Annotated in this window: 15 protein-coding genes; 9 read left to right on the plus strand and 6 right to left on the minus strand. The window is 72.9% G+C overall.

The genetic code is table 11. The annotated features are described in order from the left end of the window. Positions 1-12 precede the first annotated feature (12 nt). Entirely contained in the window at positions 13-636 is a 624-nt protein-coding gene (locus tag O7619_RS06605) for an HAD hydrolase-like protein (RefSeq protein ID WP_282286360.1), read from the plus strand. A gap of 28 nt (positions 637-664) precedes the next feature. Then, positions 665-1051, plus strand: a complete 387-nt coding sequence (locus O7619_RS06610; RefSeq protein ID WP_073826071.1) for a cold shock domain-containing protein — start codon at positions 665-667, stop codon at positions 1049-1051. Here O7619_RS06610 and O7619_RS06615 read toward each other — a convergent pair. Continuing rightward, positions 1012-1842, minus strand: a complete 831-nt coding sequence (locus O7619_RS06615) for a 1,4-dihydroxy-6-naphthoate synthase (RefSeq protein ID WP_282286361.1) — start codon at positions 1840-1842, stop codon at positions 1012-1014. The two genes, O7619_RS06610 and O7619_RS06615, sit on opposite strands and share 40 nt — an antisense overlap. Positions 1843-2506: 664 nt before the next feature. Here O7619_RS06615 and O7619_RS06620 point away from each other — a divergent pair. Further along, a complete protein-coding gene (locus tag O7619_RS06620) occupies positions 2507-3493 on the plus strand; it encodes a GNAT family N-acetyltransferase (RefSeq protein WP_282286362.1) in 987 nt (328 codons plus the stop codon). Here O7619_RS06620 and O7619_RS06625 read toward each other — a convergent pair. Together O7619_RS06625 and O7619_RS06630 are read right to left on the minus strand one after the other, a co-directional pair. Continuing rightward, positions 3465-4115, minus strand: coding sequence for a futalosine hydrolase (locus O7619_RS06625; RefSeq protein ID WP_282286363.1), 651 nt, complete (start codon positions 4113-4115; stop codon positions 3465-3467). The genes O7619_RS06620 and O7619_RS06625 overlap by 29 nt on opposite strands. Next, positions 4112-5815 (minus strand): MFS transporter, encoded by a 1704-nt coding sequence (locus tag O7619_RS06630; RefSeq protein WP_282286364.1) that lies wholly within the window; start codon positions 5813-5815, stop codon positions 4112-4114. The genes O7619_RS06625 and O7619_RS06630 overlap by 4 nt, the downstream gene beginning before the upstream one ends. A gap of 65 nt (positions 5816-5880) precedes the next feature. Between O7619_RS06630 and O7619_RS06635 the strand changes: the two genes are divergently transcribed. Continuing rightward, positions 5881-6723, plus strand: a complete 843-nt coding sequence (locus tag O7619_RS06635) for a DUF3027 domain-containing protein (RefSeq protein ID WP_282286366.1) — start codon at positions 5881-5883, stop codon at positions 6721-6723. Between the two features lie 4 nt (positions 6724-6727). On the opposite strand, the gene O7619_RS06640 is transcribed toward O7619_RS06635, so the two are convergent. Further along, entirely contained in the window at positions 6728-6967 is a 240-nt protein-coding gene (locus O7619_RS06640; protein ID WP_282288702.1) for a DUF2530 domain-containing protein, read from the minus strand. Between the two features lie 137 nt (positions 6968-7104). Here O7619_RS06640 and O7619_RS06645 point away from each other — a divergent pair, with 137 nt between their 5' ends. The 5 genes from O7619_RS06645 (at position 7105) to thpR (ending at position 11670) form a co-directional block, all read left to right on the plus strand. After that, positions 7105-8586 (plus strand): NCS2 family permease, encoded by a 1482-nt coding sequence (locus O7619_RS06645; RefSeq protein WP_282286367.1) that lies wholly within the window; start codon positions 7105-7107, stop codon positions 8584-8586. Between the two features lie 60 nt (positions 8587-8646). After that, a complete protein-coding gene (locus O7619_RS06650; protein WP_282286369.1) occupies positions 8647-9096 on the plus strand; it encodes a MarR family transcriptional regulator in 450 nt (149 codons plus the stop codon). A gap of 69 nt (positions 9097-9165) precedes the next feature. After that, positions 9166-10452 carry an MFS transporter gene (locus O7619_RS06655; protein WP_282286371.1) on the plus strand — a complete coding sequence of 429 codons (1287 nt, stop codon included), beginning with the start codon at positions 9166-9168 and terminating at the stop codon, positions 10450-10452. A gap of 125 nt (positions 10453-10577) precedes the next feature. Then, a complete protein-coding gene (locus O7619_RS06660) occupies positions 10578-11087 on the plus strand; it encodes a hypothetical protein (RefSeq protein ID WP_282286372.1) in 510 nt (169 codons plus the stop codon). Between the two features lie 4 nt (positions 11088-11091). Beyond that, the gene (gene thpR / locus O7619_RS06665; protein WP_282288704.1) at positions 11092-11670 is read left to right on the plus strand and encodes an RNA 2',3'-cyclic phosphodiesterase; all 579 of its coding nucleotides are present in this window, start codon (positions 11092-11094) and stop codon (positions 11668-11670) included. 116 nt (positions 11671-11786) lie between these two features. Here thpR and O7619_RS06670 read toward each other — a convergent pair whose 3' ends face one another. After that, on the minus strand, positions 11787-12773 hold the full coding sequence (locus O7619_RS06670) for an aldo/keto reductase (protein ID WP_282286374.1): 987 nt from the start codon (positions 12771-12773) through the stop codon (positions 11787-11789). Positions 12774-12839: 66 nt separating this feature from the next. Further along, complete coding sequence (gene sepH / locus O7619_RS06675; RefSeq protein ID WP_282286376.1) at positions 12840-13925, minus strand: septation protein SepH; 1086 nt, start codon at positions 13923-13925, stop codon at positions 12840-12842. Position 13926: the final 1 nt, after the last annotated feature.

The following is a 13926-nucleotide window of genomic DNA, read 5'->3' on the forward strand; positions in this document are numbered from 1 at the left end:
TAGGTTCTCGGCATGTCTCCGCTGATGGTCGGCTTCGACCTTGACATGACCCTGGTCGACTCGCGCCCCGGCATCGCCGCCGCCTACCGGGCGTTGACCGAGCGCACGGGCGTGCCGGTGGACGCGGATCTGGCCGTGTCCCGGCTGGGCCCGCCGCTGCGTACCGAGCTGGCGCACTGGTTCCCGCCGGAGCGGATCGAGGAGGCGGTGACGCTCTACCGGGAGCTCTATCCCGCGTACGCGATCACGCCCACGACGCCGATGCCGGGCGCGGAGGCCGCGCTCCGGGCGGTGCACGCGCGCGGCGGCCGGGTGATGGTGGTGACCTCCAAGATCGGGCGGCTGGCGAAGCTGCACCTGGACCACCTCGGGCTGCCGGTCGACGAGTTGGCCGGGGACCTGTTCGCCGAGCAGAAGGCGACCGCGCTGCGGGAGCACGGCGCGACGCTCTACGTGGGCGACCACGTGGCCGACATGGCCGCGGCGCGGGCGGCCGGAATCCCGGGCGTGGGAGTGGCGACCGGCCCGTGCCCGGTGGACGAGCTGAGCGCGGCCGGCGCGTATCTGGTGCTGAATGATCTTGTCGAATTCCCGAAGGCGGTCGACCGGATCATCGGGCTAGCCTTGGAGGGGTAGACGGTTCGAGTGGAGCGGGGTTCGACAGGTGCCGACGGGTCGAGTGAAGTGGTACGACGCGGCCAAGGGATACGGGTTCGTCACCAGTGACGAGGGTGGCGACGTGTTCCTGCCGAAGGGCGCGCTACCGGCGGGTGTCGCCGACCTGAAGGGTGGCCAGCGGGTCGATTTCAGCGTGGTGGACAGCCGCCGTGGCGCCCAGGCCATGGGGGTGAAGCTGCTGGAGGCGCCGCCGTCCGTGGCGGAGCTGCGCCGCCGGCCGGCGGAGGAGTTGCACGGCCTGGTCGAGGACATGATCAAGGTGCTGGAGGCGAAGGTCCAGCCGGACCTGCGCCGGGGTCGCTTCCCCGACCGCAAGGCCGCGCAGAAGATCGCTCAGTTGGTCCACGCGGTCGCGCGCGAGCTGGAGGTCTGAGGGACGAGCCCGGCGTCGGCGGCCCGGCCCAGCAGCGCCTCCACGGCGGCGAAGCCGGCCTCACCCAGGTCGGCGGTGAACTCGTTGACGTAGAGGCCGATGTGCCGGTCCACCACGTCGGGCTCCATCTCCTGCGCGTGCGCGAGCACGTACCCGCGGCTGGCCTCCGGGTCGGCCCATGCCTGCCGGACCGACTCGCGGATCCAGGTGGCCGCCTCAACGGGGTCCACGGCGCCCTTGCGGGCCAGGATCGCGCCGAGCGGGATCGGCAGCCCCGTGTCGCCCTCCCACCATTCGCCCAGGTCGACCAGGGCGGTCAGCCCGTGCCGCGGGTAGGTGAAACGGGCCTCGTGGATCACCAGTCCGGCGTCGTACCGGCCGGCGGCCACACCCGGCATGATCTCGTGGAACGGCACCACCTCGATCCGCTTCGGCGCCTGCTTGGCCGCCCAGAGCCGGAACAGCAGGTACGCCGTGGTCCGCTCGCCGGGCACCGCCACGGTCGCGCCGGACAGGTCGGCCCGGTCACCCCGGGTCAGCACCAGCGGGCCGCAGCCCCGGCCCAGCGCGCCCCCGCAGGGCAACAGGTGGTAGTCGTCGAGCAGCCAGGGCAGCGCCGCGTAGCTGACCTTCACCAGGTCGAACGCGCCGCGCTCGGCGGCCGTGTTGGTGACGTCCACGTCCGCGTAGGTCACCTCGACCGGCGGCGCGCCGGGCACCCGCCCGTGCACCAGGGCGTCGAAGACGAACGTGTCGTTGGGGCAGGGGGAGATCGCCAGGGAGAGCGTCACGCTCCCACCGTAGCTCCGCCCCTTTCCAGCGCCCGCCGCCCCGGCTCCGCGATGTGACCGGCGAGGCTGTCGGCTCACCGGGAAGTGCCGGCTTCAGGGAGCGCCGGGTTCCGGGAGCGCCGGGTCGGGGAGCGCCGGGTCGGGGAAGTGCCGCTCCGGCGGAGGCCGAGGAGATGTTCCCGCGGGGAAGATGCGGGGTGGACCAGGGCGCTCGTCCCCCAACTCGCGCAGCCGCGGGCGAGCGGCGAGGTCCTGGTTGGCTGCCTAGAAACTTGATGACGTAGATGAATCGGCCCCCGGACGGGCCTCGCCCCGCCCGTCGAGGGACTCGGCCGAATCCTCGCCAGGGTCGATTCCTCCTGGTAGGGGCCCATCGGATGAATCCGAGGGCCCGGGGTCGGTTGGGTGGAGTCGAGGGCCCGGTCGGGTGGGTTGGGTGGAGTCGAGGATCTGCCCGAGGTCGATCCGGCCGCGTCGAGCTTCCGCGCCGGCGTGGGATTCGGCCCTGGCTCGTCGCGCCCGCCTGCGGCCGATCCACTCTCGTCATCACGTTTCTAGGCGCTGGCGCACCCCTTCGTCCCCAGCGGCGCTGCTTTTCCACAGCGTTGTCCACAGGCTGACAGGTGGGGTGGAGGAACAGCCGGCGACGGTCGAGCATGACGTGGTGACCGATGTCGAACACCCCGCCGAGCAGACCATCACGTTGGGGGCGACGCTGCGGGCGTTGCGCCGGGCGGCCGATCTGAGCCAGCGCGAGCTGGCGGCGAGGTCGGGGGTGCCGCAGGCCACCCTGGCGCGCATCGAGTCGGAAAATTCGGGCCGATCGGTCGGCCGGTCGGCTGGTCGGTCCTCCGGCCGGTCGGCAGGCCCGAGTTTCCGGACCATCGAGCGGCTGGTCATCGGTGCGGGCGGGCAGATCATCGTCGTGCCGCCACCATCGGACGGCGCGCCGGAGCCAGCCACCGGGACCGGCGCGTCGGAGCCAGCCACGAGGCCCGGCGCGCCTGAGCTGGCCATGGGACCCGGAGCGCCGGACGGAGAGCCGGCGGCGCAGGAGCAACTGCGGGACGCGGCGGGGCGGCACTGCCCGGCGCACCTGGACGCCCGGGAGGTGCGTGAGCCGAAGGACTGGCCGAGGGCCTGGTGGGCGCACTGGCCGAGCCTGTCCGCCGGATACTGGTCCGCCCTGCCGGCGGTGACGTACCGCCTCGACCGGGAGCTGCGTGATCGCGATCGGGTCCGCGAAAGGGTGCGGCAGGGCTTCCGGGTCCGTCGGCACCTTGCCCCGGAGTTGCCGACCACCTCCTGGCGGTTCGTCGCCGAGTTGCCCGACGGTGAGCTGGTGGGCGAGTTGCGCGCGCACGAGCGCAGCGACGAGTTGCTGTTCGGGTACCCGGTGCCCGAGCAGGATCAGATCGTGTTGGACGGGATCCTGGTCGTGCCGGCATACCGGCGACTCGGCATCGGCCGACGGTTGGTGAACGCGCTGACCGCCGAGATGGCCCGGTGCGGGGTGCGGTCGGCGCACGGCTTCGCCGAGGGCGGCAGCACACGCTTCCTATGGGTCTGCGGGTTCCGGGTCGAGTCGATGCGAGCGGCAGAGATGCGGTTCGACCTGCCGGTCAACGCAGGACTGACGCGGCGGTGGTGAGCGCGGTGAACGCCTCGCGCATGCGCCAGGCGTCGCGATCGCGCGGGCCGATCGGGTTCGAGATCGTGCGCAGCTCGACGAAGGGGATGTCGGCCAGGGCGGCGGCGACGGCCACGCCGTACCCCTCCATGGCCTCGGCCACGGCGTCGGGGTGCCGGCCGGCGAGGGCCGCGGCGCTCGCGGCGGTGCCGGTCACCGTGCTGACCGTCAGGACCGTGCCGACGGTGGCCGCCGGGAGGGCGGCGCGCAGCGCGCCCAGCAGGGCGCGGTCGCCGGGCACGGTGCGGCCGACGCCCAGCATTTCGGGGGCCATGCCCAGCTCCTCGACCGGGAGGAAACCGCTCGGCGACTCGGCGCCGAGGTCCGCGACGACGCTGCGGTCGGCCAGCACGGTGGCGCCGACCTCGACCCGGCCGACGAAGCCGCCGGCGATACCGGCGCTGACCACCGCCCGGTACGGCCGGCCGGCGGCCTCGGCCAGCGCCAACAGCCGGGCCGTGGCGGCGCCGGCGACCGCCGGGCCGACGCCCACCGGTCGCACCGTCACGCCCGGGTCAGCGAGGCCGGCGCGGATCGCCTCGGCCTCGGCGGGCACCGCCGTGACCACCAACAATCCGGTCACGCCACCGGCCCCCGGGGGTCGCGCCGGTTCTCGTCCTCCGTCGTGCCGGGGCCGCCGACCGACGAGGAGGGGCGGTAGATGTGGAAGCCGGGCGGCGCCAGCGCATCGTCGTCGGGTGCCGGCGCGTCGGCTCGCTGCGGCGCCGGCGAGGTGGGCACCGGGTTGTCGAACGCGGTGACAGCGGGCTCGTGGAACGCGGTACCGGTCGGCTCGTGGAGCGCCGTGGCGGCGGGCTCGGCCGGTGCGGCGGCCGGCGGCACCGCCGCCGGGTCGTCGTCGCCCACGGGACGGCCGCTGGTCAGTTCGTCGTCGCCCAAGGGGCGGCCGACCAGGTGCTCGCCGCGCAGTCGGCCGGCGACAAGCACGCCGCGTACGGCCACCAGCGCGGCCACGCCGGCGGCCACCGCCACCCCGATCAGGCCGGTGAACGGCACCAGCCCGAGCCCGCCGCCGGCCACGAAGGCGAGCATCAGCGCGGTCTCCGAGTGCGCGAAGGAACTGGCCCGCAGCCGCTCCGGGATCCGCTCCTGGATCGACGCGTCCACCGCCAGCTTGGCGATCCCGCTCATCAGCGCGGCCACCAGGCAGAGCAGCGCCACCATCGGCAGCGAGAACTTGATCGCGGCGAGCAGCGCGACACCGGCCACGATGATCGTGCCGCTGGACTGGATCGCGGTCGGGCGGTGGATGCGCAGCCGGGTGCCGAGCGCGGTGGCCAGGAAGGTGCCCACCGCCAGCGCGCCACCGACCAGGCCCAGCGCGGCCTGGGCGCTCAGCTCGCGGCCGAAGAAGTCGGTGGTCAGGTCGCCGGCCTTGATGGCGAACGCGAGAAAGAGCAGCAGGAAGCCGTAGAGCCCGCGTAGTGCCGCGGCACCGATCAGCGTGGCGATCACCAGGCGGCCGGCGGGGCGTCCCCGGCCCAGCGGGCGTTCGCCGTCGACGCGGCGCATCGCCCGCAGCGGGCGTGGCATCCGCTCCGGCGGCTCCGAGTCGGCCCTCGGCGGCAACCGGAGTGCGATCACCATGCCGACCAGGAAGATCACCGAGGCGACCCGGAGCGGCCACTGCGGCCCGAGCCAGAACGCGGCCAAGCCGATCGGGGCGACGAGCGCGCCGGCCACCGTGCCGTAGACGCTGGCCCGCGCCCCGACCTGGGACAGCCCCAGCCCGTCGGGGAGCAGCCGGGGCACCGCCGCCGACCGGGCCACCCCGTAGGCGCGGGAGAGGGCGAGCACCCCGAACGCCGCCGGGTAGAGCCCGAGGCCGCCCATGTAGTCGGAGATCAGCCAGGCCAGGAAGGCCCGGCCGAGCATGGTGGTGGCCAGGGCGTACCGGCGGCCGTGGCGGAAGTGGTCGAGCAGCGGGCCGACCACCGGGGCGAGCATGGCGAACGGGACCATGGTCACCAGCAGGTAGAGCGCGACCTTGTTGCGGGCCTCGCCCAGCGGCACGTCGAAGAAGATGGTCCCGGCCAGGCCGATGGCGATCAGCGTGTCCCCGGCGCAGGAGAGCGCGTGCAGGTCGAACAGGCGGACCATGCCCACCTCGTTGCCGGCGCTGCGGGCCCGGGCGGTGCCGGCCCGCCGGGTCATCCAGCGTCCGCCGTGCAAGGAGCCCCGCAGCAGCAGCCGGGTGGCGCGGATGCCGGTGCCGACGGTCCGCCCGAGGAAGGAGCGGCCGGAGCGGGAGGACTGCGCCATGTGTCCCATCCTCGCCCATCCGCTCCCCGCGCGCCGCCTCACCCGGGGAGAACCCGCCGACGGGCATGGGGAACAATGGAACAGTGACCAGGCCCGTCTCCGCCCGCGCTCCCCGGCTCGACCAGGTCTGCGCCGCCGCCGTCGAGGTGGCCCGCGACGCCATCACCGAGGTGGAGCCGACCGACGTCGGCGATCACCTCCAGGCCGTCGCCGAGGGCGACCGGGTCGTCACCCACTACTTCGACTGCCGGATGGCCGGCTACCGCGGCTGGCGCTGGGCCGTCACGGTGGCCCGGGTGGCGCGCAGCAAGCACGTCACGATCTGCGAGACGGTGCTGCTGCCCGGCCCCGACGCGCTGCTCGCCCCGGGCTGGCTGCCGTGGCAGGAACGGCTCCAGCCGGGCGACCTGGGCCCGGGCGACCTGCTCACCACCTCGGCCGACGACGAGCGGCTCGCTCCCGGCTACCTGCTCTCCGACGACCCGGCGGTGGAGGAGACCTCCTGGGAGCTGGGCCTCGGCCGGGCCCGGGTGCTGTCCCGGGAGGGGCGCGCCGACACCGCCCAGCGCTGGTACGACGGGGACCACGGGCCGGACGCCGCCATCTCCACCGCCGCCCCGGCCGCCGCCCGTTGCGGCACCTGCGGCTTCTACCTGCCGCTGGCCGGCTCGCTGCGGCAGTCCTTCGGGGCGTGCGGCAACTTCTTCGCTCCCGACGACGGCCGGGTGGTGAGCGCCGACCACGGCTGCGGCGCGCACTCGGAGACGCTCGTCGGGGTGGCCGAGACGCCCGTCGACGAACTGCCCACCGTCTATGACGACAGCGAGGTCGAGGCGATGCCGGTCGGCCAGGTCCCGGGCGCGAACTCGGCGGAGGCTGCCGAGTCGACGGAGCCCTACGGGCCGTGACCGGTCAGCGCTGAGGCTCGGCGGCGGCCCGTCGACGACGCCTGGCGGCGGCCCGTCGACGACGCCTGTTGGCGTCGTGCCGCATCATCGTGGCCAGCCCGGGAAAGCCCCACAGAAAACCGGCGAGGCAGGTCCAGAGCCAGTTCTCGTGCCCGTGGGTGGTGAGCCAGCCGCGGAAGAAGATCAGCAGCACCAGGCCGGCCACCGCCCAGGCGATCAGCCCGGCAACGGCGAACGGCACCATCGGCGGGTCGAGCGGCTCCGGCCGCGGCTGCTCCTCGGGCACCGGCCCAGCGTACGTGATCGTCCTTCCCTGTCCGCCGGGTGATCTGGCACGATGCGCGCGACGAAACCGGTTGATCGACAGGATGAGGACCTCCGATGGCCATTGACCCGCCGGCGGACCACGGCACGCCGCCCGATCCCGCGCACCCACGTAACGCCTTCGACCGCTTCTTCGAGATCTCCGCCCGCCGGTCGACGACGGGACGAGAGATCCGTGGTGGTCTCGCCACGTTCTTCACGATGGCGTACATCGTGGTGTTGAACCCGCTGATCCTCGGCGGCTCGGAGGACGCGGACGGCCGTATCCTGGCCATCCCGGCGCTTGCCGCGGCGACCGCGCTGGTGGCGGGCCTGATGACCATCCTGATGGGCGTGGTGGCCCGGTTCCCGATCGCGCTGGCCGCCGGGCTGGGCGTGAACGCGCTCGTCGCGTTCGAGATCGCGCCGCAGATGACCTGGGCGGACGCGATGGGTCTGGTGGTCATCGAGGGTGTGCTGATCGGCATCCTGGTGCTCACCGGGCTGCGCACCGCGGTGTTCCGCTCGGTGCCGACGCAGCTCAAGACCGCGATCGGCGTCGGCATCGGTCTGTTCCTGACCATCATCGGCCTGGTCGACGCCGGGTTCGTCCGGCGGGTGTCGGACGCCGCGAACAGCACCGTGCCGGTCGGGCTCGGCATCAACGGCAAGATCGTCAGTTGGCCGATGCTGGTGTTCGTGGTGGGCCTGCTGGTGACCGTGGTGCTCGTGGTGCGCCGGGTCCGCGGGGCGATCCTGATCGGCATCCTGTCCTCCACCGTGCTGGCCATCATCGTCGAGGCGATCGGCGACATCGGCCCGTCCTTCGTCGACGGCAAGCCGAACCCGAAGGGCTGGGCGCTGAACGTGCCCGAGCTGCCGAAGCAGGTGGTGGACCTGCCGGACCTGTCGTTGCTCGGCAACTTCAACGTGCTCGACTCGTGGACCCGGGTGGGCTGGCTGGTCCCGCTGATGTTCGTCTTCACGCTGCTGATCACGGACTTCTTCGACACCATGGGCACGATGGTCGCGATCGGCCAGGAGGGGGACATGCTCGACGAGCAGGGCACCCCGCCCCGGGCCAAGGAGATCCTGCTCGTCGACTCGATCGCCGCCGCCGCCGGTGGCGCGGCGTCGGTGTCGAGCAACACGTCGTACATCGAGAGCGCCGCCGGTGTCGGCGAGGGTGCCCGGACCGGGGTGGCCAACCTGGTCACCGGCGTCCTGTTCCTGCTGGCCATGTTCCTGGCGCCGCTGTCGGCGATCGTGCCGTTCGAGGCCGCGTCGACGGCGCTCGTGGTGGTCGGCTTCCTCATGATGACGGCCGTCCGGACCATCGACTGGACCGACTACGAGATCGCGATCCCGGCGTTCCTCACCATCGTGCTGATGCCGTTCACCTACTCGATCTCGAACGGCATCGGGGCCGGCGTGATCAGCTACGTGCTGGTGAAGCTGGCGAAGGGTAAGGCCCGGGAGGTCCACCCCCTGCTGTACGGCGTGGCCGCGCTCTTCGTCCTCTACTTCCTGCGCGGGCCGATCGAATCCGTGTTGCTGTGAGCCGGTGAGCCTGGTCATAACGCATGTCGTTAGCCAGGCTCATTAGTTAAGCTAACGAGTGTGACGGAGCGGACGGTGACGGCGAGACGCGTGCCACCGGCGCAGCTGGCCCCCCAGCTGCGAGATGCGATCACCCGACTCAACCGGCGGGTCCGGCAGGCCCGGCCGGTCGGCGACCTCACGGTCACCCAGTTGTCGGCGCTCACCAGCCTCAACCTGGCGGGCGCCCTCACACCACGGGAACTGGCCGACGTCGAACGGGTGCAGCCGCCCACGATGACGAAGATCGTCGCGAAGTTGGAGGAGCGCGGCCTCGTGCAGCGCACCCCCCACCCGACCGACGGACGGCAGGTCATCCTGGCGGCGACCGAGGGGGGACGGGCCGTGCTCGACCAGTTCGAGCGCGCCCGCAACGAGTGGCTGGCCAGCCGGCTGGCCGCGCTCACCGAGGAGGAACGCGACACGCTACGGCGGGCCGCCGACATCCTCCAGGGGATCGCTCGCGCCTGACACCGCGTCGCGCGGTTCGCTTCGTCCGCTGTGGATGAGGCATACCCGACGCAAGGAGGCGCACCAAGAGTGCGGGCCAAGCTGAGCACGATGTTCCAGTCCCTACGAGTCCGCAACTATCGACTCTTCGCCACCGGACAACTGATCAAACTGATCGGCGTCTGGATGATGTTCATCGCCCAGGACTGGCTCGTCCTCGAGCTCAGCGACAACTCCGCGACCGCGCTCGGCGTGGTCACCGCGTTGCAGTTCACCCCCGTACTCCTGCTCACCCTGCTCTCCGGCCGCCTCGCCGACCGGTACGACAAGCGGATGCTGCTCTTCGCCGCCAACGCGTTCTGGACCGTGCTGGCACTCGGTATGAGCCTGCTCGTCGTCACCGGCCTGGTGCAGCTCTGGCACGTCTTCGCGTTCGCCGCGCTGCTCGGCGTCGGCAACGCGGTGGAGACACCGGTGCGGCAGTCGTTCGTCTCCGAACTGGTCGGTGTACCGCTGCTGCCGAACGCGCTCTCGCTCAACGCCGCCGTGTTCAACTCCGCCCGGATCATCGGCCCCGCCGTCGCCGGCCTGGCCATCGCCGCCTTCGACGTCGGCCCGGTGTTCATGTTCACCGCGCTCAGCTCGATCGCCCCGCTCGTCAACGTGGTCCGGATGCGACCCGCGGAACTGCACCGCAAGGACCTGCCGCCGGCCGGTGAACGGGACCGGGCCCGAGTGGTGGACGGCCTCCGGTACGTCGCCCGCCGCCCCGACCTGCTGCTGCCCATGATGCTCATGTCGGTGGTCGGGATGAGCCTGTTCAACTTCCAGCTCACCCTCGCCGCGTTGGCCAAGACCGTGTTCAAGACCGGGGCCGCCTCGTTCGGCCTGTTCAGCACCGCGCTCGCGGTCGGCGCGCTGGTCGGCGCGCTCGCCGGCACCGGCCGGCGCAGCCGCCCCTCGGTCTGGTTGGTGCTCGGCGCCGCGATCGGCTGCGCCAGCTTCGGCACGCTCGTCGGGCTCGCCCCGGCGTACTGGATGGTGGTGGCGCTCCTGATGCCCACCGGGTTCTTCATGGTCTTCTTCGCCCAGGCCGCCAACCAGCGGGTGCAGCTCGGCGTCGACGCCTCCTTCCGGGGTCGGGTGATGGCGCTGTGGGTGCTGGTGTTCCTGGGCACCAACCCGGTCGGCGCGCCGATCATCGGGTGGACGGCCGAACGGTTCGGCGCCGGCGCGAGCATCTGGATCGGTGGACTGATCTCGCTGGCCGCCGCGCTGCTGGCGCTCACCTGGCAACTGCGCCGTTCCGGTGCCCGGCTGCGGCTGCGGGTGCTCCCGATGCCCCGCTTCTACGTGGTGTCCCCCGGGGCCGAGTGAAAGGAGGGGGCCCCTGTTAACGCTTTCGGTATAGGAGGGGCCCCCGCTTAACACCCCGCACACCCGTACCACCCGGTTTTGGCAATCGGGTGGCGGGTGCGTCCGGCAGGGCCTAGCGTCAATGTGTGGGATTGGGTCAGGGGCTGCTGTTGGCGCTGGCGATCTTCGCCGTCTGCTGCCTGCCGGCCCTCTTCGCGCTGATCTTCTGCGCCGACGAGATCATCGACCGGGTCGCCTGCGGCTGGGCCGACTGGCGTGAGCAGCGTCGCGAGCGTCGCACCATCGACCGGCTCGACCGGGCCGTCGAGGCCGAGGCGCTGACCCGTGACATCGACCTCACCGAGTTCGAGCGGGAGGGCCGCCGCTCCCTGGAGCAGCTCGCGACCGACCTGCGCCGGCTGGGCGGGCACCGACTCGCCGCCGCCGACCGGTCGGTGGTGTGGCACGGCGCGGTCATCGAGGCGTACGACGAGCGGTTGTCCGCCGCCTGCCGCGCCCTGGGCATCGCCGAGCACCTGACCGAGCTGGACGGCGTCGACCGGGAGATCGAACGGGTACGCGTCGAAGGGCTGCTGCACGCCGCCGGGTTGACCCTGCCGGCCGCCCGTGCGGCGCACCACCAGCGGCACCGCTGACCGGGTGCGGCTCTTCGCGGCGATCTGTCCACCTCAGGCCGCCGTCGACGACCTGACCGGGAGGGTCGCCGAGCTGCGGGTCGGCCTCGCCTCCGCGAGCGGCGTCGACGTCCGGCTCGCCGACCCGGCCCACCTCCACCTCACGCTTGCCTTCCTCGGCGAGGTGCCGGACGACCGGCTGGTCGACGTCGAAAGCACGCTCGGGCTCGCTGCGGCGGCGTTCCGGCAGGGTCGGGGCAGCTCGCCCCGGCTGCGCCTCGGTGGCGGGGGCAGCTTCGGCCAGGGCCGCTCCACTGTGCTCTGGGTGGACGTGCGCGGCGACACCGACGCGCTCAAGGCGCTCGCCGGCCTGGTCCGCGACGGGCTGCGCCGGGCCGGGCTGCCGCACGACGACAAGCCGTTCCGCGCGCACCTGACCATCGCCCGCCCCGGTGACCGGATGGACCCCGCCGACGTCCGCGCCGACCGGGAGGCGCTGCACGGATACGCCGGCCCGCCGTGGCCGGCTGCCGAACTGGTTCTGGTACGCAGCCGGCTCGGCTCCCGCCGCCGCTACACGCGCCTTGCCGCGTGGCCACTCTGACCGCCGCGTACCGCCGCGTACCCGCAGCCGTGCGCCGCGGCTCGCCTGCCGCCGGCAGTGGTTAACAGGGGCCCCCGCCTATACCGAATGCGTTAAAAGGGGGCCCCTCCTTACACCTACCAGGCCCAGGCTTCGGGGGCGGGGCCGCCGTTGCCGATCGGCGGGAACAGCTCGTCGAGGCGGGTCAGCGTCGACTCGTCCAGGTGGACGTCGAGGGCGCCCAGGTTGCGGTCGAGCTGGTCCATGGTGCGCGGGCCGACGATCGGGGCGGTCACGCCCGGTCGGGAGAGCAGCCAGGCTAGCGCCACGTCCGCCGGGTCGTGGCCGAGGTCCGCGCAGAGCTTCTCGTACGCCTCGATGGTGTTCCGGTGCTCGGCCAGCGCGTCGGCCGAGCGGCCGGTGGTGCCCCGCGCCGCGCTGCCGTCGGCCATCTTCCGGATGATCCCGGAGAGCAACCCGCCGTGCAGCGGCGACCAGGGGATGATGCCCAGCCCGTAGTGCTGGGCGGCCGGGATGACCTCCAACTCGACGTGCCGGGTGAGCAGGTTGTAGATGGACTGCTCGGAGACGAGGCCGAGGAAGTTGCGCTTGCCGGCCGCGGCCTGCGCCTGCGCGATGTGCCAGCCGGCGAAGTTGGACGAGCCGACGTAGAGCACCTTGCCCTGCGCGACGAGCGTCTCCATCGCCTGCCAGATCTCCTCCCACGGCGTGGTCCGGGAGACGTGGTGCATCTGATAGAGGTCGATGGTGTCGGTCTGGAGCCGGCGCAGCGAGTCCTCGCAGGCCCGGATGATGTGCCGGGCGCTCAGGCCCTGGTCGTTGGGCCACTCGCCCATCTTGCCGTAGACCTTGGTGGCCAGCACGACCTTGTCGCGCCGCCCGTCGCCCTGGGCGAACCAGCGGCCGACGATCTGCTCGGTGATGCCTTCGCCGAGCTTCCAGCCGTAGACGTTCGCGGTGTCGAAGAAGTTGATCCCGTGTTCGAGCGCCCGGTCCATGATGGCGAAGCTGTCCGGCTCGTCCGTCTGCGGCCCGAAGTTCATGGTGCCGAGGCAGAGCCGGCTCACCGACAGGCCGGTGCGTCCCAGGTTCGTGTACTCCATGGGTCCACCCTGGCACGCGGGCACTTCGAGTGCCTCACGTCGAGCGCCCCAGGGTGGACCTGTGGATCAGGAGGATTCGCGGGCCGCCGGGCCGCTGCCGAAGAGGACGTCGTCCCAGCTCGGCAGCCGCTTACGCGGCTTGCCGCCGGCCTCACCGGCGTCGCTGCCCGAGCCGGACGCCGGTGCGGCGCCCGTGCGCCTGGGCCGCAGCACCGCCAGCGAGGGTACGGCCGGGATCTCCTTCGGCGTGTCCGAGTCGTCGTCGAACGCCGAGCCCTGACCGCCGCCGAGCAGCGCGGCGGCGCCCCCGGCGACGGCCCGTTGCCGGGGCGCGTCGGAGCCGGCGAGCGCGGCCGGGGACCGGGTGTCGAGCCCACGGCCGGACGAGCCGCCGAGGGGCCGGTCGAGCGAGGCGAGCAGCGCGTCCCGGCCGGCGCGGATCGGATCCCGCCCCGGTCGGGCCTGCTCGACGCCGGACGGCAGGCCGTGCCCGCCCCGGCTCGGCTCGCCACGCGACGGGCCGGGCAGCGCGTGGCCGCCCCGCTCCGGCGCCGGCTCCTGGCCGAGGATCGGCGTGGGCCGCTCGGCGCACAGGTATTGCGCCATGTCGTCGTGCGCGATGACGTTCTGCCGGGACTTGTCGAGATCCCACACCGCCTGGGCGGTGGCCTTGCCGGACGGCCAGGTGGCGATGATCCGCCAGGTGCCGTCGTCGCGGCGGTAGGCGTCCCACGAGATCTTCTCGGTGTCGATGCCGTGTTGGGCCAGCCGACCGTTCACCACCTCGGCCAGCGGGGTCGGCTTCTCGGCGCCCTTGAGCCGGGTGCGGCGGGCGTGCTGGGCGAGCATGGCCCGCTCCTGGAGCACCGGGCCGGCGTAGCGCAGCACCCGGTCGACGGGGACGCCGGCGATGCGGGCGACGTCCTCCGCGGACTCGCCGGAGCGGATCCGGGCCTGGATGTCCCGCGGGGACAGCGACGGCGTGGGGTCGGTGGACGCGGGCACCACGGCGAGCGGGGCGCCGCCCGGCTCGGAGTGCAGGGCGGTGGCGACGCGCTCGTCGATGGGCAGGGCCAGCAGGCGGCCCACCTCGTCGGTGAGCACCAGGGCCTGGCCGTCCTCGGAGAGGGCGACGAAGCGTACTGGGCGCATG

It is taken from the genome of Micromonospora sp. WMMD998 (genome assembly GCF_029581235.1).
Lineage (GTDB): Bacteria > Actinomycetota > Actinomycetes > Mycobacteriales > Micromonosporaceae > Micromonospora.